Origin of the sequence: Streptomyces sp. BK239 (assembly GCF_004217285.1) — a bacterium.
Classification (GTDB): Bacteria; Actinomycetota; Actinomycetes; order Streptomycetales; family Streptomycetaceae; genus Streptomyces.
This window is the reverse complement of the sequence record NZ_SHKS01000001.1, coordinates 516,179-537,692: the sequence shown is the minus strand read 5'-3', so window position 1 is coordinate 537,692 and position 21,514 is coordinate 516,179. Positions and strand designations below refer to the sequence as shown.

20 protein-coding genes are annotated in these 21,514 nt (G+C 71.8%); 8 read left to right on the top strand and 12 right to left on the bottom strand.

Annotation, left to right across the window (positions count from 1 at the left end; genetic code table 11):
* Window positions 1-331 precede the first annotated feature (331 nt).
* Window positions 332-2,377 carry a CDP-alcohol phosphatidyltransferase gene (locus EV567_RS02380; RefSeq protein ID WP_130436876.1) on the top strand — a complete coding sequence of 682 codons (2,046 nt, stop codon included), beginning with the start codon at window positions 332-334 and terminating at the stop codon, window positions 2,375-2,377.
* 19 nt (window positions 2,378-2,396) lie between these two features.
* Here EV567_RS02380 and dusB read toward each other — a convergent pair whose 3' ends face one another.
* Window positions 2,397-3,614, bottom strand: coding sequence for a tRNA dihydrouridine synthase DusB (gene dusB, locus EV567_RS02375; RefSeq protein ID WP_130436875.1), 1,218 nt, complete (start codon window positions 3,612-3,614; stop codon window positions 2,397-2,399).
* A gap of 65 nt (window positions 3,615-3,679) precedes the next feature.
* Between dusB and EV567_RS02370 the strand changes: the two genes are divergently transcribed.
* On the top strand, window positions 3,680-5,131 hold the full coding sequence (locus EV567_RS02370) for an MFS transporter (protein ID WP_130436874.1): 1,452 nt from the start codon (window positions 3,680-3,682) through the stop codon (window positions 5,129-5,131).
* 22 nt (window positions 5,132-5,153) lie between these two features.
* Here the strand turns inward: EV567_RS02370 and EV567_RS02365 are convergent, their stop codons facing one another.
* Window positions 5,154-6,050, bottom strand: a complete 897-nt coding sequence (locus EV567_RS02365) for a helix-turn-helix transcriptional regulator (RefSeq protein ID WP_130436873.1) — start codon at window positions 6,048-6,050, stop codon at window positions 5,154-5,156.
* A gap of 102 nt (window positions 6,051-6,152) precedes the next feature.
* Here EV567_RS02365 and EV567_RS02360 point away from each other — a divergent pair, with 102 nt between their 5' ends.
* Window positions 6,153-7,589, top strand: coding sequence for an MFS transporter (locus EV567_RS02360; protein ID WP_165430290.1), 1,437 nt, complete (start codon window positions 6,153-6,155; stop codon window positions 7,587-7,589).
* A gap of 17 nt (window positions 7,590-7,606) precedes the next feature.
* Here EV567_RS02360 and EV567_RS02355 read toward each other — a convergent pair whose 3' ends face one another.
* The 3 genes from EV567_RS02355 to EV567_RS02345 form a co-directional block, all read right to left on the bottom strand.
* Window positions 7,607-8,203 (bottom strand): TetR family transcriptional regulator, encoded by a 597-nt coding sequence (locus tag EV567_RS02355; RefSeq protein WP_130436872.1) that lies wholly within the window; start codon window positions 8,201-8,203, stop codon window positions 7,607-7,609.
* Window positions 8,204-8,228: 25 nt separating this feature from the next.
* Window positions 8,229-9,239, bottom strand: a complete 1,011-nt coding sequence (locus EV567_RS02350) for an aldo/keto reductase (protein ID WP_130436871.1) — start codon at window positions 9,237-9,239, stop codon at window positions 8,229-8,231.
* 175 nt (window positions 9,240-9,414) lie between these two features.
* Complete coding sequence (locus EV567_RS02345; protein WP_130436870.1) at window positions 9,415-10,797, bottom strand: glycine--tRNA ligase; 1,383 nt, start codon at window positions 10,795-10,797, stop codon at window positions 9,415-9,417.
* 206 nt (window positions 10,798-11,003) lie between these two features.
* Between EV567_RS02345 and EV567_RS02340 the strand changes: the two genes are divergently transcribed.
* From EV567_RS02340 to EV567_RS02325, 4 genes are all read left to right on the top strand, one after another.
* Window positions 11,004-11,960, top strand: coding sequence for a metal ABC transporter substrate-binding protein (locus EV567_RS02340; RefSeq protein WP_130436869.1), 957 nt, complete (start codon window positions 11,004-11,006; stop codon window positions 11,958-11,960).
* A gap of 17 nt (window positions 11,961-11,977) precedes the next feature.
* The gene (locus EV567_RS02335; protein WP_130436868.1) at window positions 11,978-12,769 is read left to right on the top strand and encodes a metal ABC transporter ATP-binding protein; all 792 of its coding nucleotides are present in this window, start codon (window positions 11,978-11,980) and stop codon (window positions 12,767-12,769) included.
* Complete coding sequence (locus EV567_RS02330; RefSeq protein WP_130436867.1) at window positions 12,769-13,671, top strand: metal ABC transporter permease; 903 nt, start codon at window positions 12,769-12,771, stop codon at window positions 13,669-13,671. Before EV567_RS02335 ends, EV567_RS02330 begins: the two co-directional genes overlap by 1 nt.
* 73 nt (window positions 13,672-13,744) lie before the next feature.
* Entirely contained in the window at window positions 13,745-14,155 is a 411-nt protein-coding gene (locus EV567_RS02325) for a Fur family transcriptional regulator (RefSeq protein WP_130436866.1), read from the top strand.
* A 132-nt stretch (window positions 14,156-14,287) separates the two neighbouring features.
* Here EV567_RS02325 and EV567_RS02320 read toward each other — a convergent pair whose 3' ends face one another.
* Genes EV567_RS02320 through EV567_RS28445 form a run of 3 tightly spaced genes read right to left on the bottom strand, consistent with a single transcriptional unit; the run spans window position 14,288 to window position 16,020 of the window.
* Window positions 14,288-15,124 (bottom strand): isoprenyl transferase, encoded by an 837-nt coding sequence (locus tag EV567_RS02320; RefSeq protein ID WP_130436865.1) that lies wholly within the window; start codon window positions 15,122-15,124, stop codon window positions 14,288-14,290.
* A gap of 24 nt (window positions 15,125-15,148) precedes the next feature.
* Window positions 15,149-15,895: a DNA repair protein RecO gene (gene recO, locus EV567_RS02315; protein ID WP_130436864.1), complete on the bottom strand. Its 747-nt coding sequence runs from the start codon at window positions 15,893-15,895 to the stop codon at window positions 15,149-15,151.
* The gene (locus EV567_RS28445; protein ID WP_130436863.1) at window positions 15,892-16,020 is read right to left on the bottom strand and encodes a recombination protein O N-terminal domain-containing protein; all 129 of its coding nucleotides are present in this window, start codon (window positions 16,018-16,020) and stop codon (window positions 15,892-15,894) included. The genes recO and EV567_RS28445 overlap by 4 nt, the downstream gene beginning before the upstream one ends.
* 208 nt (window positions 16,021-16,228) lie before the next feature.
* Here EV567_RS28445 and EV567_RS02300 point away from each other — a divergent pair, with 208 nt between their 5' ends.
* On the top strand, window positions 16,229-17,491 hold the full coding sequence (locus tag EV567_RS02300) for an MFS transporter (RefSeq protein WP_242620648.1): 1,263 nt from the start codon (window positions 16,229-16,231) through the stop codon (window positions 17,489-17,491).
* A 54-nt stretch (window positions 17,492-17,545) separates the two neighbouring features.
* Here the strand turns inward: EV567_RS02300 and EV567_RS02295 are convergent, their stop codons facing one another.
* The 4 genes from EV567_RS02295 to EV567_RS02280 all read right to left on the bottom strand — a co-directional run bounded on the left by EV567_RS02295 (window position 17,546) and on the right by EV567_RS02280 (window position 21,514).
* A complete protein-coding gene (locus EV567_RS02295; protein WP_242620647.1) occupies window positions 17,546-18,460 on the bottom strand; it encodes a hypothetical protein in 915 nt (304 codons plus the stop codon).
* Between the two features lie 147 nt (window positions 18,461-18,607).
* Window positions 18,608-19,582, bottom strand: a complete 975-nt coding sequence (locus tag EV567_RS02290; protein WP_130436860.1) for an SCO2521 family protein — start codon at window positions 19,580-19,582, stop codon at window positions 18,608-18,610.
* Between the two features lies 1 nt (window position 19,583).
* The gene (locus tag EV567_RS02285; RefSeq protein WP_242620646.1) at window positions 19,584-20,540 is read right to left on the bottom strand and encodes an SCO2522 family protein; all 957 of its coding nucleotides are present in this window, start codon (window positions 20,538-20,540) and stop codon (window positions 19,584-19,586) included.
* A 53-nt stretch (window positions 20,541-20,593) separates the two neighbouring features.
* On the bottom strand, window positions 20,594-21,514 hold the full coding sequence (locus EV567_RS02280) for an SCO2523 family variant P-loop protein (protein ID WP_130436859.1): 921 nt from the start codon (window positions 21,512-21,514) through the stop codon (window positions 20,594-20,596).

Genomic DNA, 21,514 nt, shown 5'->3' with positions numbered 1-21,514 from the left:
AGTGCATCCGCTCATGATCCGCTCATCTGAGCGCTGCCCCTATCAAGGGTGGCGAGAATCACGCTGCCACGGCCGGGCGGATTTCACCATCCGGACGACGCGCCGAAGTCGCGTGCGGACGGGAATCATGCTCGGCGGCGGACCCGTCGGCGCTGATCACGGCGGTGGACGGGGCACGGGGGACTTGGCGGGGCGTTTGCACGGTGTTTGCCCGCCGCTGGCCGTGCGGGGTGAACACCGGCCTGGAGCAAGCCGTACGAAAGGTGGCGGATCCCATGGCCCCCTGTCGGGTCCGCCGCTCCACCCGGCTTCGTACGGAAGGACCTCTCGGGTGCCCGCCTCCACACGCTCTCGCCACCTGCCCGACCCGAAGGAACCCGAGGACCCCGGGACGACCGCTGAGAATCCCGGGATCACTGAGAAGCCCGGGACCACCGGGAAGGCTGAGAACCCCGAGACCACCGGGACCTCCGAGGAACCCGAGGCCGCCGGGAACTCCGAGACCTCGCCTGACGCCGGGAACCCCGAGCCCCCGCAGGACACCGAGCCCGGGAAACCCGAGAACCTGCAGAACGCCGAAACGCCGGAGAGCGACGAGCCCACCGGCACCCCCGAGCCCGCCGAAACCCCCGAGGCTTCAGCGAGCGCCGAAGATTCCGAGAACACCGAGAACGCCTCCCGGCAGCCCCGCCCGGCCTCCTTCCTGGCCCGTCTCGCGCACTGGCGTTCCTGGCGGGGCCGGCATCCGCGTGCCGCGCGGGCGCTGCGCTGGACGGCGACGATCCTGTCCGCCGTGCTCGTGCTCGGCGCCCTGCTGCTGCCGAACCAGCTCCAGATGCTGCGCACGGACCAGTTCCTGCGGCTTCCCGGCGAGGCGATCATCGCGGCGGCCCTGCTGCTGGCGCTGCCGCGCAAACCCCGGGTGGCGGTCGCCGCCGCCGGCGGGGTGGTCCTCGCGGCGCTGACCGTGCTGAACATGCTGGACATGGGGTACGCCGAGTACCTCGGCCGCACCTTCAACCCGATCCTGGACTGGGGGCTGCTGGACGACGCCCAGTCCTACGTCGCCGACTCGATGGGCGAGGCGGTCGCCGTCGGCGCGGCCGTCGGCGTGGTGCTGCTGGTCGTGGGGCTGTTCGCCTCCATGGCGCTGGCCGTGGTGCGGCTGGGCAACCTGCTGGCGGACCACCGGCAGACCGCGACCCGGGCCACGCTGGCCGCGGGCACGGTGTGGATGACCTGCTCGGCCCTCGGGCTGCAGTACACGGGCGAGCCGATCGCCCAGGACCGGGCCGCGACCGCCCTGACCGACAAGGCCAGGGAGGTGCGCAAGACCCTGCGGGACGAGGCGGCCTTCGAGAAGGAGACCCGCGTCGACGCCTTCGGGAACACACCCCCCGCGCAACTGCTGCCCGACCTGCGCGGCAAGGACGTGATCTTCACGTTCATCGAGAGCTACGGCCGGGTCGCCCTGACGGACCCGGAGATCTCACCCGGTGTGGACCGGGCCCTCGACGCCGGCCGGCAGGCGCTGACGAAGGCCGGTTACCGCGCCAAGAGCGGCTGGCTGACGTCCTCGACGTTCGGCGGCGGAAGCTGGCTCGGGCACTCCACCACGATGTCGGGGCTGTGGATCGACAACCAGCAGCGCTACCGCACGGTGATGAACAGCGACCATCTGAGCCTGACCAAGGCGTTCGGCAAGACCGGCGCCTGGGACACGGTCGGGATCATGCCGGGTGTGCAGAAGGCCTGGCCGGAGCAGCGGTACTACGGCCTGGACAAGGTCTACAACGCCTTCCAGATGGGGTACCAGGGGCCCGCGTTCAGCTGGTCGACCATGCCCGACCAGTACGCCCTGGAGTCGTTCCAGCGTCTGGAACACGGCAAGGACCGCGCCAAGCCGCTGATGGCGGAGATCATCCTGACCTCCAGCCACCAGCCGTGGGCCCCGGTGCCGGAGATGGTCGACTGGAAGGACCTCGGCGACGGTTCGGTCTTCGACAGCATCGAGAAGAAGGGTCAGAAGGCCTCCGACATCATCAGCGACTCCGGCAAGTCGCGTGTGGCGTACGGCAAGTCGGTGGAGTACTCGGTGACCGCGCTGACCCAGTGGCTGGAGCGCTACGGCACCGACGACACCGTGCTGGTCTTCCTCGGCGACCACCAGCCGATCACCCGGGTCAGCGGGAACACCTCCGTGCGGGACGTGCCGGTGTCGATCGTGGCGAAGGACCCGAAGGTGCTCGACAAGATCGCCGGCTGGAAGTGGACGGACGGGCTGAAGCCCGCGCCCGACGCCCCGGTGTGGAGGATGGACTCGTTCCGCGACCGCTTCCTGACGGCGTACGGCTCGACGCCGCATCCGACGAAGTGAGCGGCCGCGGCCGGGCCGGTCAGCCCCCGGACGTGTCCAGTTCCGCGTCCTCGCCGACGCCGGCACAGTCGTAGGGGTCCTTGAGCCAGCCGTCCGGCAGCACCACCCGGTTGTTGCCGGAGGTCCGGCCGCGGGGCCCGTCGGCGCCGGCGGGCCAGGGCTGGTCGAGGTCCAGTTCGTCGAGCCCGGCGCGCAGTTCGGCCAGCGAGGAGGTGATCGCGAGCCGCCGCCGCATCTCGGAGCCGACGGCGAAGCCCTTGAGGTACCAGGCGACGTGCTTGCGGAAGTCGACGACGCCCTTGGACTCGTCGCCGATCCACTCGCCGAGCAGGCCGGCGTGCCGGAGCATGACGTCGGCGACCTCGCGCAGGGAGGGCCGCGCGATGTCCTCGGTCCGGCCCTCGAAGGCGGCGACGAGGTCCGCGAACAGCCACGGCCGGCCCAGGCAGCCGCGCCCGACGACGACGCCGTCGCAGCCGGTCTCCCGCACCATCCGCAGCGCGTCCTCGGCGGACCAGATGTCGCCGTTGCCGAGGACGGGGATCTCCGGGACGTGTTCCTTCAGCCGGGCGATGGCCTCCCAGTCGGCGGTGCCGCCGTAGTGCTGGGCGGCCGTGCGGCCGTGCAGGGCGATGGCGGTGACGCCCTCCTCGACGGCGATGCGGCCGGCGTCGAGGTAGGTGATGTGGTCGTCGTCGATGCCCTTGCGCATCTTCATCGTCACCGGGAGGTCCCCGGCGCCGCTGACCGCCTCGCGCAGGATGGCGCGCAGCAGGTGGCGCTTGTACGGCAGGGCCGAGCCGCCGCCCTTCCTGGTCACCTTGGGGACGGGGCAGCCGAAGTTGAGGTCGATGTGGTCGGCGAGGCCCTCCTCCGCGATCATGCGGACGGCCTTGCCGACGGTCGCGGGGTCGACGCCGTACAGCTGGATCGAGCGCGGCTTCTCGGTCGCGTCGAAGTGGATCAGCTGCATGGTCTTCTCGTTGCGTTCGACCAGCGCGCGGGTGGTGATCATCTCGCTCACGAACAGGGCCTTGAAGCCGCCGTCGCCGCCCTTCGCCTCGCCTCCGGCGAAGCCTTCATCTCCGGCGAAGCCCGCGCCTTCGGCGAAGTGCCTGCACAGGGTGCGGAAGGGGGCGTTGGTGATGCCGGCCATCGGGGCCAGCACGACGGGGGTCCGGACGGTGTGCGGGCCGATCTGCAGCGTCGTGTTCTTGGTGGGCGCGGTCGTGGGCATCCCCCCATTCTCACCCACCGCATGGCGGGACGACGATATTCATTAGTTAGGCGTACTATGCATGCATGCCCGAGCTCAGCCACCGCCGACGTCTGCTCGTCCTCGCGATCTGCTGCATGAGCCTGCTGATCGTGAGCCTGGACAACACCGTCCTCAATGTGGCGCTGCCCGCCGTGCAGCGCGACCTGCACGCCTCCACCGCCGGTCTGCAGTGGACCATCGACGCCTACACGCTGGTCCTGGCCGCGCTGCTGATGCTCGCGGGTTCCACCGCGGACCGGATCGGCCGCCGGAAGGTGTTCCTGGCGGGCCTGGTGCTGTTCTCGGCCGGTTCCCTGCTCTGTTCCCTCGCGCCGAACCTGGAGCTGCTGATCGCGGCGCGGATGGTGCAGGCCGTCGGCGGGTCGATGCTCAACCCGGTCGCCATGTCGATCATCACCAACACCTTCACCGACCCCCGCGAGCGCGCCCGCGCGATCGGCGCGTGGGGCGCTGTCGTCGGCATCTCGATGGCGGCGGGCCCGCTGGTGGGCGGGGTGCTGGTGGAGTCCGTCGGCTGGCGCTCCATCTTCTGGCTCAACCTGCCGGTCGGCCTCGCCGCCCTGCTGCTCACCCTGCGGTTCGTTCCCGAGTCCCGGGCCCCCAAGGCACGCCGCCCCGACCCGGTCGGCCAGTTGCTGGTCATCGCCCTCTTCGGCTCCCTGACGTACGCGATCATCGAGGCGCCGACGGCCGGAGCCGCCACCAGCCTGCCCTTCGGGGCGGTCGCGCTGGCCGCCCTGGCCGGGCTGCTGCGCTACGAGCCCCGGCGCGAGGAGCCCCTCATCGACCTGCGGTTCTTCCGGTCGGCGCCGTTCACCGGGGCCACGGTGATCGCGGTCAGCGCGTTCGCCGCGCTCGGCGGCTTCCTGTTCCTGTCGACGCTCTACCTGCAGAACGTGCGCGGTCTGGACGCCCTGCACGCCGGTCTGTGGATGCTGCCGATGGCGCTGCCCACGTTCCTGTGCGCGCCGCTGTCCGGGCGGCTCGTCGGCAGTACGGGACCGCGGCTGCCGCTGCTCGTCGCCGGGGCGGCGATGACGGCGAGCGCGGTGCTGTTCGCCGCGTTCGACGCGGAGACCTCCGACGGCACGCTGTTCCTCGGGTACGCCCTGTTCGGCATCGGCTTCGGATTCGTCAACGCGCCGATCACCAACACGGCGGTGTCCGGCATGCCCCGCGCCCAGGCGGGCGTCGCCGCCGCCGTCGCCTCCACCAGCCGCCAACTGGGGCAGACCCTCGGCGTCGCGGTGGTCGGCGCGCTGCTGGCGGCGGGCGTCGGGAGTTCCTCGTACCGGGAGGCGTTCGTGTCCGCCGCGACGCCGGGGTGGTGGGTCCTGACCGCCTGCGGGCTCGCCGTCCTCACGGTCGGCGCGGCCACCACGGGCCCCTGGGCCCGCGGCACCGCCGAACGGGCCGCGGCGCAGTTGGACGCCGAGGAGATCAAGGAGGCGGTGGGCGCACCGGGCCCCCGCTGAGCGGACCGGCCCGGCCCGGCGCTCACGCCGCCGGCACGGCGGGCGCCTCGCGGCAGGCGATCTCGTGCAGCAGCTCCAGCCGCCGCCTCGACTCCTCGTCCGCCGGCGTGAACGTCACCATCCGCGCCCCCTGTTCGGGGCGGAGCCAGAGATCGACGTGGTGCAGGGTGAGCGGGCCCACGTGGTGGTTGACGAAGTACTTGGTCCGGCTGCGGGCGCTGACGACCTCGTAGCGCTCCCAGTTCTCGCGGAACTCCGGTGACTCCGTCTGGAGCCGCTTGACCAGCATCTTCCAGGCCGGCTCGGTGAGGTGGCCGGCCATCGCGGCGCGCAGCTTGGCGGCCATCAGCCGCATCGTCTCCTCCAGGTGGACGACGGTCGCGCGCCAGTCGGGGTGGGTGTGGACGAGGAGCATGCAGTTGCGGTCCTCGGGCGGGATCGCGTCGAGGTCGCCCATGAGGCGGGCGTAGGTGCGGTTGTAGGCGAGGATGTCGTAGCGGCTGTTCTGGACGCAGGCCGGGAGGGGTTCGAACTGGCGCAGCGTCTCGCGCAGGGCGTCGCTGACCCCTTCGCAGGCCGCGGTGGGCGCCGGATCGGTGGCGGCGGCCAGCTGGAAGAGGTGGGCGCGTTCGCTCGCGTCGAGCATCAGGGTGCGGGCGAGGGCGTCCAGGACCTGTACGGAGACCTGGATGTCCCGGGCCTGTTCGAGCCACGTGTACCAGGTGACCCCTACCGCGGAGAGCTGGGCCACCTCCTCGCGCCGCAGCCCGGGTGTGCGCCGGCGGGCGCCGCGCGGCAGGCCGACCTCTTCCGGGGTGATCCGCTCGCGGCGGCTGCGCAGGAAGGCCGCCAGTTCGTGGCGGCGGATCTCCGCGCCGCCCTCCGTGCGTCCGGCCGCTTCCTGGACCATCGTCGTCATGCCTCCAGCCTGCCGCCCCGCGGATCCTGGTTCCAGGTACCGCTGCTACCAGGATAAGGAGACTCTGGTACCCCTTTGGTGGGCGGGAGCAGGCTCGGCCCCGTGACTGACACTCTGACCACGACAGCCGCGCCACCGTCGGCCCCGGCCGCGGATTCCCGTGCGCTGGGCCCGCTGGGACTCCTCACCGTCCTGCTGGGCGCGGCCCTCCCCCTCATCGACTTCTTCATCGTCAACGTCGCCCTCCCCTCGCTCGCCGCCGACCTCTCCGCGAGCGAGTCCGTCCTCGAACTCGTCGTCGCCGGCTACGGGGTGGCGTACGCCGTCCTGCTCGTCCTCGGCGGGCGGCTCGGCGACCTGTTCGGGCGGCGCCGGCTCTTCCTGGCCGGCATGGCCGCCTTCGGTCTGACCTCGCTGGCCTGTGGACTCGCGCCCGGCGCCTGGTGGCTGGTCGCCGCCCGGGGCGCGCAGGGCGCGGCGGCCGCCGCGATGGTGCCGCAGGTGCTGGCCACCATCCAGGCGGCCACCGAGGGCCCGCGGCGGGCCCGGGCGATGAGCCTGTACGGCGCGACCGCCGGCCTGTCGATGGTGGTGGGCCAGATCCTGGGCGGCGTCCTGGTCGCCGCCGACATCGCCGGCGTCGGCTGGCGCTCGGTCTTCCTGGTGAACGTGCCCGTCGTGGCCGTCGGCCTGGTGCTGGCCGTGCGCAGCGTCCCGGAGACCCGCTCGCGGCGGCCGGAGCCGGTGGACGGTCCCGGCACGGCCCTGCTGGCCGTGACCCTGCTGACGTTGCTGGCCCCGCTCACCGAGGGCCGGGCGGCGGGCTGGCCGCTGTGGACGTGGCTGTCGCTGGCCGCGTCCCCGCTCGCGGCGGCCGCCTTCGTCGCGGTGGAGCGCCGGGCGGACCGGCTCGGCCGTACACCGCTGGTGCCGCCGAGCCTGCTCGCGCTCACCACGCTGCGCCGAGGGCTGATGATCATGGCGCCGCTCACGATCGGGTTCAGCGGGTTCATGTTCGTCCTCGCGGTGGCCCTCCAGGAGGGGGCCGGGCTGGGACCGGTGCGGGCCGGGCTGGCGCTCGCGCCGATGGCGGTGGCGTTCTTCGCGGCCTCGCTCGCCGGGCCCCGGCTGGTCGCCCGCTTCGGCGCCCGCGTGGTGACGGCGGGTGCGGTGGCGCAGTTCGCCGGCGTGGGCCTGATCATGGCGGCGGTGTGGCAGGGCTGGCCGGAGCCGGGGTTCCTGGCACTGCTGCCGGGCACGGCGGTGGCGGGTGCGGGGCAGGCGCTGCAGTTGCCGGTGGTCATGCGGATCGTGATGTCCGAGGTGCCGCCGGACCGTGCGGGCGTCGGCAGCGGTGTGATGGTGACGACGCAGCAGGCCTCGCTGGCCCTGGGCGTGGCCACGCTGGGCACGCTGTTCCTGTCCCTGGCGCCGGGATGGGGGATGCGCGACGCGATGCTGGTGACGCTGGCCGTCCAGCTCGCCGCGATCGTCCTGACCGGGCTGCTGAGCCTGCGCCTGCCGCGCGGGGTGCGGTGAGCGGAGGGCGCTGGGGCTCAGGCTGCTCGCAGGGCTCTCAGCAGGAGGTCCACCAGGGCGGTGAAGTCCGCGTCGGCTTCCGGGCGTTGCCAGACCTTGGCGTAGCCGGGGTCGTGGAAGCGGGCGGTGGCGTGGAAGACGGTGCGGGCCTCGGCCGCGGGGTCGGCGGCGGTGAAGGCGCCGGAGGCGACGCCCGCCTCGATGATCCGGGTGAGCTGTCCGGTCAGCTCGGCCAGGTGCTCGCCGACCACCGCGCCGGCCTCCCCGGTCAGCACCTGGTAGGTGGCGAACAGCTCGGGATCGTCGCCCGCCTTGCGGCGCTTGGCCTCGAAGAGGGTCGCCAGCCAGACGCGCAGCCGGGTCTGCGGGTCACGCCCCTCGTCGGCGGCGATGCCGGCGAGGTCCTGCGAGGCGCGGTCCAGCCAGCGCTTGGTCACCGCCTCGCGCAGCGCCGCCTTGGTGCGGAAGTGGCGGTAGACGCTGCCGTGGCTGACGCCGAGCGCGCGGGCCACGTCCACCACGGTGGCCTTGGCCGGGCCGTGGCGGCGCAGCACCTCCTCGGTGGCTTCGAGGATGCGCTCGGCGGTCAGGGTCTCGGAGGTCTGCGGTGCCATGCTCCGACCGTACCGGGAGCCCGGATCAGCGTTCGCTGTCGAGGTGCGCCATCGCGGCCGGCGCGTACCGCTCGCCGGCGGCCGCGTCGGCCGGCACGGCCGCCTCGATCGCCGCGAGGTCGTCCGCGTCGAGGACGACGTCCAGCGCGCCCAGCGACTCCGTCAGCCGCTCCCGGGTGCGGGCGCCGATCAGCGGGACGATGTCCTCGCCCTGGGCCAGCACCCAGGCGATGGCGATCTGGGCGACGGAGACGCCCTTCTGCTCGGCGATCTTCCGCAGCGACTCCACCAGGGTCAGGTTGTGCCGGAGGTTGTCGCCCTGGAAGCGGGGCGAGTGGGCGCGGAAGTCGTTCGCGGCGAGCTGCCGGTCGGCCGAGAAGTGCCCGGAGATCAGGCCACGGGACAGCACTCCGTAGGCGGTGACGGAGATGCCGAGCTCGCGGAGGGTGGGGAGGATCTCCCGTTCGATGCCGCGGGTGATCAGGCCGTACTCGATCTGGAGGTCGGCGATGGGGGCGGTGGCGGCGGCCCTGCGGATCGTCTCGGCGCCGACCTCGCTCAGGCCGATGTGGCGGACGTACCCCTTCTCGACGAGTTCGGCGATGGCGCCGACCGTCTCCTCGATGGGGACGTCCGGGTCGAGTCGGGCGATGCGGTAGACGTCGATGTGGTCGACGCCGAGGCGCTGGAGGGAGTAGGCGGCGAAGTTGCGCACGGCGGCCGGGCGGCCGTCGTAGCCGGACCAGGCGCCGTCCGGGCCGCGCAGCGCGCCGAACTTCACGCTGGTCAGAGCCTGTTCACGGCGGGCGGCGGGCGCGGTGCGCAGGGCCTCGCCGATGAGCAGTTCGTTGTGGCCCATGCCGTAGAAGTCGCCGGTGTCGAGCAGGGTCACGCCGGCCTCCAGGGCGGCGTGGACGGTGGCGATCGACTCGGTGCGGTCCGCGTCGCCGTACAGCGCCGACATGCCCATGCAGCCGAGGCCGAGGGCGGAGACGCGGGGGCCGGTCGTTCCGAGGATGCGGGTGTCAAGGGTCATGGGATCCAGCCTGACATGACAGCTGACAGATTTCAATATCTGTCAGCTGTCACCCCACGTCACCGCCGACACCTTCCACCCGCGCCGGACATGTCCCGAATGACCGAAGGCCCCGGTTCCGAAACGGAACGTTCCGGAACCGGGGCCTTCGCAGCCCGATCAGAGGCGATACGCGTCAGCAACCGACCAGACGGCTCGCGAGGTAGCCCTCGATCTGGTCCAGCGACACGCGCTCCTGCTTCATGGAGTCGCGCTCGCGCACCGTCACCGCGTTGTCCTCGAGGGTGTCGAAGTCGACGGTGACGCAGTACGGCGTGCCGATCTCGTCCTGGCGGCGGTAGCGGCGGCCGATCGCGCCGGCGTCGTCGAACTCGATGTTCCAGTTCTGGCGCAGCGCCTGGGCGAGGCCCTTGGCCTTCGGGGACAGCTCCGGGTTGCGGGAGAGCGGGAGCACCGCGACCTTCACCGGGGCGAGACGGTGGTCCAGGCGCAGCACCGTGCGCTTCTCCAGCTTGCCCTTGGCGTTGGGGGCCTCGTCCTCGACGTAGGCGTCCAGCAGGAACGCCAGCATCGCGCGGCCGACGCCGGCCGCCGGCTCGATGACGTACGGCGTCCAGCGCTCCTGGGCCTCCTGGTCGAAGTAGGAGAGGTCCTGACCGGAGGCCTTCGAGTGGGCGCCGAGGTCGTAGTCGGTGCGGTTGGCGACGCCCTCGAGCTCGCCCCACTCGCTGCCGCCGAACTGGAAGCGGTACTCGATGTCAGCGGTGCGCTTGGAGTAGTGGGAGAGCTTCTCCTTCGGGTGCTCGTACCACCGCATGTTCTCCTCGCGCATGCCGAGACCGGTGTACCAGTTCCAGCGCTGCTCCATCCAGTACTCCTGCCACTGCTCGTCCTCGCCCGGCTTGACGAAGAACTCCATCTCCATCTGCTCGAACTCGCGGGTGCGGAAGATGAAGTTGCCGGGCGTGATCTCGTTGCGGAAGGACTTGCCCATCTGCGCGATGCCGAACGGCGGCTTGCGGCGCGAAGTGGTCTGCACCTGGGCGAAGTTGGTGAAGATGCCCTGGGCGGTCTCGGGGCGCAGGTAGGCGACGGAGCCGGAGTCCTGCGTGGGGCCGAGGTGGGTGGAGAGCAGGCCCGAGAACTGCTTGGGCTCGGTGAAGGTGCCCTTGTTGCCGCAGTTGGGGCAGTTCAGGTCCGCCAGGCCGTTCTCCGGGAGGCGGTTGTGCTTGGCCTCGTAGGCCTCCTCCAGGTGGTCCGCGCGGAACCGCTTGTGGCAGGAGGTGCACTCGGTGAGGGGGTCCGTGAAGGTGGCGACGTGGCCCGAGGCGACCCAGACCTCGGGGGCCAGGATGACGGACGAGTCGAGGCCGACCACGTCCTCGCGCGACGTCACCATGTAGCGCCACCACTGGCGCTTCAGGTTCTCCTTGAGCTCGACACCCAGCGGTCCGTAGTCCCAGGCGGCGCGCTGACCGCCGTAGATCTCACTACAAGGGAATACGAAGCCACGGCGCTTGCTCAGGCTGACGATGGTGTCGATCTTGTCGGCGGCCACGGTGCTCTCTTCATAACGACGACGAATACTGACGGGTGCGGCGCGTAGCGCCTCGATGTCGGGAGACGGGCGGGCGAAGCGAGACGCTTCCAGCGAATGCTTCAGCGTACCGGCGGTGCCTGCCTCTCAATCAAATCGGTCCACTGGTCAGACCGTGACGAACCGCTTGTTGACAACGGTTTCCATCATTGTTGAAAATGACTGTCATGAACGTACGACGCCTCATACCGGGCACCGCGGTCGCGGCGGCCACCGCCCTCGGCCTCACCGCCCTCACCGCCTGCTCCGGCCAGAGCGCCGCGGCGGGCAACACGGACAAGTTCGACGTCGTCGCGTCGTTCTACCCGATGGCCTTCCTCGCCGAGCGCATAGGCGGCGACCACGTCCACGTCAGCAGCCTCACCGGGCCCGGCCAGGAACCGCACGACCTGGAGCTCAGCACCCGGCAGCGAGTCCAGGTCGAAGAGGCCGACGCGCTCCTGTACCTCAGGAACCTCCAGCCCGCCGTCGACGACGCGGTGGCCCAGTCCGAGGTCAAGACCAAGATCGACGCCGCGAAGCTCACCACGCTGGAACAGCACGGCAGCGAGGTCGGCGGCCACGCGGCCGAGCACGACCACGAGCACGGCGAGGAGGAAGCCGGCCTCGACCCCCACATCTGGCTCGACCCGGTCAGGTACGCCGAGGTCGCCAAGGGCGTCGGCGCGGCCTTCGAGAAGGCCGACCCCGGCCACGCGGCCGACTACAAGAAGAACACCGCCGCCCTCGTCTCCGAACTGGACGCCCTGAACACACAGTTCGAGACCGGCCTCGCGAACACCCGGACCAAGGTCTTCATCACCACCCACGCCGCCTTCGGCTACCTCGCCGAGCGCTACGGCCTGACCGAGGAGGCCATCAGCGGCCTCGACCCCGAGTCGGAGCCGAGTGCCGCCCGCGTCCGCGAACTTGAGAAGATGGCGAAGGCCGACGGCGTCTCGACCGTGTTCTACGAGACCCTCGTCAGCGACAAGACCGCCAAGACCGTCGCCAAGGACGCCGGACTGAGGACGGACGTCCTCGACCCGATCGAGGGCATCACCGCCAAGTCCCGCGGCAAGGACTACTTCGCGGTCCAGAAAGCCAACCTCAAGGCGCTGCAGACGGCCCTGGGAACCAAGTGATCTCTACGGAGGGCGTCATGGACACCGGCGTCACAGAGGGCGAACGCGAGCCCGTCATCACCCTCGAAGGGGTCCGCGCCGAACTGGGCTCACGCCCCGTCCTGCGCGGCATCGACCTGACCGTACGGCGCGGCGAGGTCGTCGCGCTGCTCGGCGCGAACGGCTCCGGCAAGTCCACCGCCGTGCGCACCGTCATCGGCCAGGTCCCGGTCACCGCCGGCCGGATCGAGCTGTTCGGCGCCGACCGGCGGCGCTTCAGCGAGTGGCGGCGCGTGGGCTACGTACCGCAGCGCACCACCGCCGCAGGCGGCGTCCCGGCCACCGTCACCGAGGTCGTCTCCTCCGGCCGGCTGTCCCGGGCCCGCTTCGGCATCCTGCGCAAGGCCGACCACGAGGCCGTGACCCGCGCCCTGGACCTCGTCGGCATGGCCGACCGGGCCAAGGACTCCGTGAACGCCCTCTCCGGCGGCCAGCACCAGCGGGTGCTGATCGCCCGCGCGCTCGCCGCGGAACCCGAACTGCTGATCATGGACGAGCCGATGGCGGGCGTCGACCTCGCCAGCCAGGAGGTCCTCGCCCGGACCCTGGAGAAGCAGGTCGCCCAGGGCGCCACGGTCCTGCTCGTCCTGCACGAACTCGGCCCGCTGGAACCCCTCATCGACCGCGCCGTCGTCCTGCGCGACGGCTGCGTGACCCACGACGGCCCGCCCCCGCGCGCGGTAGGCCAGCACGCCCTGCCCGGCCACGACCACGTACACCCGCACGCGCCGGCGGGCGCCGAACCGATCCGCACGGGACTGCTGAGCTGATGGACTTCCTGAACTACGCCTTCATGCAGCGGGCGCTGCTCGCCGCCGTCCTGGTCGGCGTCACCGCCCCCGCCGTCGGCATCTACCTCGTCCAGCGCCGCCAGGCCCTCATGGGCGACGGCATCGGCCATGTCGCGATGACCGGCGTCGGCCTCGGCTTCCTGCTGTCCTGGTCCCCGGTGTGGATGGCCACCGCCGTCTCCGTCCTCGGCGCGGTCCTCATGGAACTGATCCGCTGGTACGGCCGCACCCGCGGCGACATCGCCCTCGCGATGCTCTTCTACGGCGGCATGGCCGGCGGCGTGATGTTCATCAACCTCGCGCCGACCGGCTCCAACGCCAACCTGAACTCCTACCTCTTCGGCTCCCTGTCGACCGTGTCGGAGTCCGACGTCACGGCGATCTGCGTGCTGGCCGCCTTCGTCGTCCTCGTCACCCTGGGCCTGCGCCGGCACCTGTTCGCCGTCAGCCAGGACGAGGAGTTCGCCCGGGTGACCGGACTGCCGGTGCGCGCCTTGAACCTGCTGACCGCGGTCACCGCCGCCGTCACGGTGACCGTCGCCATGCGGGTCGTCGGGCTCCTGCTGGTCTCCGCGCTGATGGTGGTCCCGGTCGCGGCGGCCCAGCAGCTCACCCGCAGCTTCACGGCGACGTTCGCCGTCGCCGTGGCCATCGGCGTCACCGTCACCCTCGGCGGCACCGTCACCTCGTACTACCAGGACGTCCCGCCCGGCGCGACGATCGTGCTGCTCACCATCGGCGCGTTCATCGCCCTGACCGCGCTCGCCGCCCCGCTCGCCCGACGACGCGCCCGCGCGGCCGCCGCCGCCCAGCCCGCCGGGGACCCCGCGGAGTGCGCGATTCCGGCCACCAGGGAGGCGGGCGACGGCATCGGCGTCTGACCGCGCACGGCACAGGCTGGCACAATGGCCCGGCAAGCCGCAGACGTGAACCGAGCCAACGGAGGAGGCAACGGTGACGACCGCTGGACCGCCCGTGAAGGGCCGCGCCACCAGGCAGCGTGCCGCAGTGGCGGCGGCGCTCGACGAGGTCGAGGAGTTCCGCAGCGCGCAGGAACTCCACGACATGCTCAAGCACAAGGGCGACTCGGTCGGGCTGACGACGGTCTACCGGACCCTCCAGTCCCTCGCCGACGCCGGCGAGGTCGACGTCCTGCGCACCTCCGACGGCGAGTCCGTCTACCGCCGCTGCTCCAGCGGCGACCACCACCACCACCTCGTCTGCCGCAGCTGCGGCAAGGCGGTCGAGGTCGAGGGCCCCGCGGTGGAGAAGTGGGCGGAGGCCATCGCCGCGGAGCACGGGTTCGTGAACGTGGCGCACACGGTGGAGATCTTCGGGACCTGTGCGGAGTGCTCCGCGGGGTGAGCCGGAGTACGGTGCGGGTCCCTGTCGTGGCCGTGACCGGGGGCTGTGCCCCGGACCCCCCGTCGGCCCTGGACGGGCCTCGTCCTCAAGCGCCGGACGGGCTGGTGGGCCCAGCCCGATCGGAGAGTGCCGCTACTCCCCTTCCCGGCCCTCCATGGCGAGGAGTTCCTCGTTGGGGACGGCTCCGCCGAAGCGGCGGTCGCGGGAGGCGTATTCGATGCAGGCGCGCCACAGGTCGCGGCGGTCGAAGTCGGGCCACAGGACGTCCTGGAAGACCAGCTCGGCGTACGCGCTCTGCCAGAGCAGGTAGTTGGACGTGCGCTGCTCGCCGCTGGGCCGCAGGAACATGTCGACGTCCGGCATGTCCGGGTAGTACAGGTACTTCTGCAGCGTCTTCTCGTTGACCTTCGACGGGTCGAGACGGCCCGCCTTCACGTCCTCGGCGAGGGCCTGCGCGGCGTCGGCGATCTCGGCGCGGCCGCCGTAGTTCATGCAGAAGTACAGGGTGAGCCGGTCGTTGTCCTTGGTCTGCTCCTGGGCGATCTGGAGCTCCTTGGCGACCGACTTCCACAGCTTGGGCATGCGGCCCACCCAGCGCACCCGGATGCCCAGTTCGTCGAGCTGGTCGCGGGTCTTGCGGATGAAGTCGCGGTTGAAGTTCATCAGGAAGCGCACCTCGTCGGGCGAACGCTTCCAGTTCTCGGTGGAGAAGGCGTACAGGGAGATGTTCTTCACGCCGATCTCGACCGCGCCCTGGAGCACGTCGAGCACCCGCTCGGCGCCGACCTTGTGCCCCTCGGTGCGGGGCAGCCCGCGCTCCTTCGCCCAGCGGCCGTTGCCGTCCATGACGATCGCCACGTGCTCCGGGACCAGCTCGCCGGGGACCTTCGGCGCGCGGGCGCCGGACGGGTGCGGTTCCGGTGCCTTGTACTCCCGGCGCTGCCGCCCCAGGAACCCGCGTACCACCATGTGTGTCTTCTCTCCTCTAGCCGCTTACTTCTCTACATACCGAAGGGAGCGCAGACCGCGCTCCATGTGCCAGTGCAGGTAGGCGGAGACCAGTCCGCTGCCCTCCCGGACGTGGCGTGCCTCGCACGCGTCCGCCGTCTCCCAGTCTCCCGTGAGCAGCGCGCCCAGCAGTTCCAGGGTCTGCGGCGAGGGTACGACGCTGCCGGGGACCCGGCAGTCGGCGCACACGGAACCGCCGGAGGCCACGGAGAAGAACCGGTTCGGGCCGGGCATGCCGCACTTGGCGCAGTCGCCGAAGCTGGGCGCGTAGCCGTTGACGGCGAGGGAGCGCAGCAGGAACGCGTCGAGGACGAGGTGGGGGGCGTGCTCGCCCCGGGCCAGCGTCCTCAGGGCGCCCACGAGCAGCAGGTACTGCTGCACGGCCGGCTCGCCCTCGTGGTCGGTGAACCGCTCGGCGGTCTCCAGCATGGCGGTGCCGGCGGTGTAGCGGGCGTAGTCGCTGACGATGCCGCCGCCGTACGGCGCGATGGTCTCGCTCTGCGTGCACAGCGGCAGCCCGCGGCCGATCAGCTCGCTGCCCCGCGCGAAGAACTGCACGTCCACATGCGAGAACGGCTCCAGCCGGGCCCCGAACTTCGACTTGGTCCGCCGCACCCCCCGAGCGACCGCCCGCACCCGCCCATGCCCCCGCGTGAGCAACGTGATGATCCGGTCGGCCTCGCCGAGCTTCTGGGTGCGCAGGACGACGCCGTCATCCCGGAACAGACTCATCGCACACCGCCCCAGGCCTGCTGGGGGTGCGGGGGTCGCCCCCCGCAAAGACACAGCATGATCCGGTCGGCCTCGCCGAGCTTCTGGGTGCGCAGGACGACGCCGTCATCCCGGAACAGACTCATCGCACACCGCCCCAGGCCTGCTGGGGGTGCGGGGGTCGCCCCCCGCAAAGACACAGCATGATCCGGTCGGCCTCGCCGAGCTTCTGAGCGCGAAGCACTACGCCGTCATCCCGGAACAGACTCATCGCGCACCGCTGTCGAACAGGCTCATGGGTTCATTCTCGCCCATGCCGGGTGGGGGGTGGGCGGGCACCGTAGGATCGCCCGGGTGGTGCGGTGGGCGTTGGGGCGCGACTTCGGGTGGCTGTGGGGGGCGTACACGGTCAGCGCGTTCGGGACCCGGCTGGCGTTCGACGCGTTCCCGCTGATCGCCGTGCTGGTGCTGCACGCCGGGCCGGCCGAGGTGGCGGCGCTGGCCGCGGTGGGACCTGCGGTCGGGGCGCTGCTGGCGGTGCCGCTCGGGCCGTGGGTGGAGTTCAGGCGGAAACGGCCGGTGATGATCACGGCGGACCTGGTGCGGTGCGCGGTGCTGCTGAGCGTGCCCGTCGCCTACTGGCTGGGCGGGCTCGGCGTCGGCCAGTTGCTGCTGGTGTCCGCGGTCGTCGCCGCGGCCGACATCTCCTTCACCGCGGCGAGCGGCGCCTTCCTGAAGTCGCTGCTGCCGCCGGAGCGCCTGCTCGCCGCCAACGGCCGCTTCGAATCGACGAGTTGGACGGCCACCATGCTGGGCCCGCCCCTGGGAGGCGCCGCGATCGGCCTGTTCGGCCCGGTCGTGACGGTCGTGGCGGACGCGGTCAGCTATCTGCTGTCGGCGGCGGGCCTGCGGGCGATCCGGGCGCGCGAGCCGGCGCCGGCGCGGGTGACCGCGGCGCGGGACGGGCAGCGACTGCGCGCCGGGGACCTGCTCGCCGGCTGGCGGCACCTGTTCGCGCATCCCGTGCTGCGGCCGCTGTTCCTCAACGCCGCGCTGGTCAACGGTCTGATCATGGCGACCGCGCCGCCGCTGGCCGTGCTGATGCTGGGCCCGCTGGGCTTCGCCCCCTGGCAGTACGCGCTGGCCTTCGCCGTGCCCTGCGTCGGCGGGCTGATCGGATCACGGCTGGCGCCCCGGCTGGTGGCCCGGTACGGCCGCCGGCGGGTGCTGCTCGGCACGGGGGTGCTGCGCGCGTGCTGGTCGCTCGGGCTGGCCTTCGTCGGGCCGGGCGTCGCCGGGCTCGTCCTGGTGATGACGGTGGAGCTGGGACTGATCGCCTGCGCGGGCGTGTTCAACCCCGTCCTCGCCACCACCCGGCTGGAGCTGACCCCGACGGACCGGGTGGCCCGTACTCTGTCGGCGTGGTCGGTGGGGACCAAGGCGAGCGTGGCGGCCCTGACCGCGCTGTGGGGCGGCCTGGCCGCTCTCACCGGGCCGCGCACCGCGATCGCCCTGGCGGGCGCGCTGCTGCTGGCGACACCGCTGCTGCTCCTGGCCGTACGGCGCGGGGAGACGGCAGCGGATCGGGCGTCCGCCGAGATCACCGAGGCCGCCTGACCCCGGCACCGCGGCCGGACCGGTGGGACCGGGCCCGGCCGGGCGTCACCGGCGTCAGTCCGGGTCGGGGCCGCCGCTCCTGACCCGTACCTGGCCGGGCAGGCCGTTCGGGGAGTTGGCCGGGTCGGCTGCGTCCCAGAGCAGGTTGAACCGGCGGCGCAGGGGCTCGACCTCGTTCGCGCGGGCGTTGATCGTGGTGGAGGAGTTCACGCTGAGCTGGTCGGCGTGGATCTCGTACGTCAGCGCCTCGTCGAACACGATGAAGTCGATCATCTTGCCGCGCCGGAAGTACGGCGGGAGCTCCTCCAGCGCGACCACCCGCACGTCGATCCCCATGTCCCGCTGCTCGGTGCAGATCGGCCCCAGGGCGGAGAACTCCTCGGGCCGTTTGACGATGAACAGCCGCCGCACCCGGATACGGCGCTCGGGGTCGAGGATGGCCTCCCGCTGGGCGGTGAGGTAGCGGCCGGCGGGTTCGGTGTTCCAGAAGCTGTCGTCGACGACGGTGGTGCTGATGGCGTCGATGCTCTTGCGGGTGCACCGGGTGAGGGTCATGAGCCAGTCGTGGTTCTCGCCGGGGCACTCGGCGACGAGGTTGGTGAAGTCCTCCATCTGCGCGGCCAGTCGGTCGATCTCGGCGTGCGCGAACGCGTGCAGGATGTCCGGCCCCATGGAGACGACCTTGGTGGCGTGTTCGGCGAGCCGGGGCACGCCGTCGCCGCGCAGCTTCTCCACCTCGTTGAAGAGCTTGGTGGCCTTGCCGATGTCGGCGAACCTCTTGTCCACCGAGTCCTTGACGGCGTTCATCTGGTTCACGAAGGACACGAGGAACTGCACGATCAGCACGATGCCGCCGCACAGCACGGACAGCACGAGCTGCCACGGGCCTTCCTCGTCGGCTCCGAGGACGTTGGTGAGCAGGTAGACCACACCGCCCACCACCACGGTGACCAGGAGTTTCTGGGTCACATGCCGAGCGCCTTCCAACGTGTGCGCCGGAGCGTTCATCTCTCTTTCTCCCCCCGTCGGGATCATGCGCGGACCGGTGCCGTGGTGCCTTCCCTTGCTGTGCTGCCGTACGGGCTGTGCGGTGGTACGGGCTGTGCCGTGGTGCCGTCAGGGTGTGCTGAGCGCGCCGCCGTGTTCCTCGCGGCTGATGAGGTTCTGCAGGGCGAGCTGGTCGCGGATGCGCTGGGCCAGGGTGGTCCACTGTCTGCTGAACCCGGGATTCTTCTCCAGCTCCTCCCAGGGGGTGGTCAGCGCGCGGTCGACGCGGGCCCTGGGCATCCACAGGTGCAGCAGGTGGTCGACGAGCGGGCGCAGCACCTTCAGCGCGGCCTTGCGGTCGTCGGAGCCGAGCCGCAGGCCGTCGAGCTTGTCGGCGACGGTCGTCAGCAGCCAGTCGTGCAGGGCGAGGTCCTCGCACAGGCCGGCCACCGCCGCGGGCTCGGTGCCGGGCGGCAGCCGCAGCTCCACGACCCTCAGTCCGTCGCCGGCCTCGGTGAAGTGCAGGGACGCCTCCTCGCCCGCGGCGGTCGGGGACGCCGTCCAGCGCAGGCTGGTGTCGGCGGTGGTGAGCGGGGCGTCGTGGTCCAGTTCGTGCCGCCGGGAGATCCGCGCCAGCAGGCTCTCGGCGACCGAGCCGACGTCCAGCTCGCCCTGCCGGCTCCCGGTGAGGAAGCCCTCCCGGACCGACTTCTCGGGGAGCCGGCCGACGGGGACGAGGGAGCCCGGCCGGACCAGGTAGTAGCCCCAGGGCTGGCGCCGGTCGGGCCCGTCCGCCGGGAGGGAGAAGGACGCCGTCGACTGCAACACCCGGCCCTCGACGAGCGCCGCGCGGGCGGTCACCGTGCCGACGGCGCGGATCCGGGCGCCGGTGGCGGTGGGCAGCCGGCAGTCCACGCCGGTGAGGACGTCCGGGGAGACGGCGTGCCGGTTGGGACGCCGGGACAGCCGGACGCGTTCGTCGGCGCGCAGGCGCAGCAGCCCCTCGGCTGCCCGCTCGTCCACCGCGTCACGGTTGGGCAGCAGACAGGTCCGCACCTCGCCGCAGGCCAGGACGGGCCCCGTGGTCGTGCCCAGGCCGCTCATGTCACAGCCCCGGCGGGAACACGTAGGAGGTGCGGTCCACGACCCCGGCGGGCACGGTGACGCCCTCGCCCGCGGAGCGTTCGGCGACCTGGCGCAGCGCCTCCTCCTCGACGTGGACCTGGTCGAGGACGACGCGGACGGCGTGCTCCACGGGCAGGAACCGGGCCGGGAGGATGCTGCACGTGGCGTACGCGGTGAAGGGCGGCGCGAGCGGGTTGAGGCGGACGACGGGCGGCAGCGCGTCCCAGTCGGCCGGGAACGCCTTGTCGTCCCAGACGGCGGGGGTCAGCACGGCCTGGCCGTTGTCGCGCAGCAGCCCGAGCCGGACGAGCTGCCAGACCGAGGCGAGGAAGGCGCAGGACCAGGTGCGCTCGTCCTCGGGCCCGCTCCACAGTTCGACGTCCATGAAGACGGAGTGGCCGCGCGCGCCGGTCTCGCTCGGCGGCTCCCAGACCGCCCCGGTGGCGTCCAGGGCGGCGGAGGTGCGCCGGGAGGGGGCGCGGCGGCCGTTGGTGAGCCAGCCGGTGCGGCTGACGGGCGGGCGGAAGCCGTTGCTGCCGGGCGGGGGCGACTCCACGAGCCGGTGCAGGACGGCCTCGGCGAGGACGGCGCGGTCGCGGCGGCCGGACCCGCCGGCCGGGCCGGGGCCGGCGAGGGCGGGGCCGGCGCAGCCCGACTCGCGGGCCAGGTAGTCGATGGTGAGGCCGGACTCGGCCGCCGCTTCGAGCAGCGGCGGGACGAGTTCGGCGGGGGTGGAGAGCCGGCTGAAGTAGTCGTCGATGAGGAAGCAGGTGCTGATCCTCGGTCGTCGGCCGGCCGGCAGCGGGCCGACGCCGGCCCTGGCGGCGTCCACCCAGGGCCGTACGGCGGCGAAGTGGCGGCGCAGCCGGTCGGGGCCTTCGACGAAGTCCTCCATGTACAAGTGCCCTAATTCCAGGGAGAGATGGGAGTAGGGCACGGATTCTGTGCGCGGCTGCGCGCTGGTCTCCCGGAACACCGTTCCCGGCCCGCTCACAGCTGCCCCCAGTAGGTGTCGTCGGTCAGGCGTTGTGCGAGTTCGCCCATCTTCTGCCAGGTCTCGACATTGGCGATCCGGCGGTCGTGGACGTCCTCGTCGGTGATGAGGCGTTCCTGCCACTGGAGGACGGGTTCCAGCGGAATGGACGACAGCACCCGCGTCTTGCCGATGCCGCGGCCGGCCGCGATTTCCTCCAGTTGCGTGTCGCACTGCCGCATCCACGCGTACTGGGCGGGTGAGACCTGCGACCAGAGCGGCGACTCGAGATTGGGAACGGCGGCCCGTACGAAACGGATCGCGGCGTTGAGCGCGTCCGAGTCGTGGCCCATGGCGCAACCGGCCTCGACTATGCCCTGTTTCCCGTACACGAGTTCGGCGGCCGCCATCACGTGCTGGCGGGTCCAGCGGTGATAGACGAGCCATCGCGTTTTCAGTCGCCCGAGCCCGCCGCGGGGCGAGGTGGCGAGCAGCGCGAGGTCCATCGCATAACTGCGTCCGGCGCTCAAGTCGACGATGATGACGTCGAATTCGCGTTTCAGTCGCAGGACGAGGTCCACGCACCGGTGCAGGTTCTCCGCGTCGGTGACGAATTCACCGCCGGAGCGGTCGCCGGGCAGCAGCACCAGCCGGCCGGAGCCGCCGGGCCGGCTGAGCAGGACGGGGTGTTCGGTGCGGGCCCACACGTCGACCCGCAGCGGCTCGCCCACCTCGCCCTTGAGGTAGGAGTGCAGGCCCCGCCCCTCGGCCTCCCCGAGCACGTCGGGCAGGTCGAAGACGGCGGCCGCGGTGGGCGAGCCGAAGTCGAAGTCGAGGTAGCAGACGTCGTCCCCGTCCAGCGCGCGGTGGTAGGCGAGGTTGGCGCTGGTGACGGAACGGCCCGTGCCCCCCTTGTCGGAGGCGGCGAAGACGAGCAC

Coding starts and splice junctions, on each gene's coding strand:
- EV567_RS02350 (WP_130436871.1), bottom strand. CDS start 9,239: ATGACCCTTGACACCCGCATCCTCGGAACGACCGGCCCCCGCGTCTCC.
- recO (WP_130436864.1), bottom strand. CDS start 15,895: ATGAGTCTGTTCCGGGATGACGGCGTCGTCCTGCGCACCCAGAAGCTC.
- dusB (WP_130436875.1), bottom strand. CDS start 3,614: ATGCCCACGACCGCGCCCACCAAGAACACGACGCTGCAGATCGGCCCG.
- EV567_RS02335 (WP_130436868.1), top strand. CDS start 11,978: ATGGACACCGGCGTCACAGAGGGCGAACGCGAGCCCGTCATCACCCTC.
- EV567_RS02320 (WP_130436865.1), bottom strand. CDS start 15,124: ATGGTGGTACGCGGGTTCCTGGGGCGGCAGCGCCGGGAGTACAAGGCA.
- EV567_RS28445 (WP_130436863.1), bottom strand. CDS start 16,020: ATGAGTCTGTTCCGGGATGACGGCGTCGTCCTGCGCACCCAGAAGCTC.
- EV567_RS02330 (WP_130436867.1), top strand. CDS start 12,769: ATGGACTTCCTGAACTACGCCTTCATGCAGCGGGCGCTGCTCGCCGCC.
- EV567_RS02370 (WP_130436874.1), top strand. CDS start 3,680: ATGCCCGAGCTCAGCCACCGCCGACGTCTGCTCGTCCTCGCGATCTGC.
- EV567_RS02340 (WP_130436869.1), top strand. CDS start 11,004: ATGAACGTACGACGCCTCATACCGGGCACCGCGGTCGCGGCGGCCACC.
- EV567_RS02290 (WP_130436860.1), bottom strand. CDS start 19,582: ATGAGCGGCCTGGGCACGACCACGGGGCCCGTCCTGGCCTGCGGCGAG.
- EV567_RS02355 (WP_130436872.1), bottom strand. CDS start 8,203: ATGGCACCGCAGACCTCCGAGACCCTGACCGCCGAGCGCATCCTCGAA.
- EV567_RS02365 (WP_130436873.1), bottom strand. CDS start 6,050: ATGACGACGATGGTCCAGGAAGCGGCCGGACGCACGGAGGGCGGCGCG.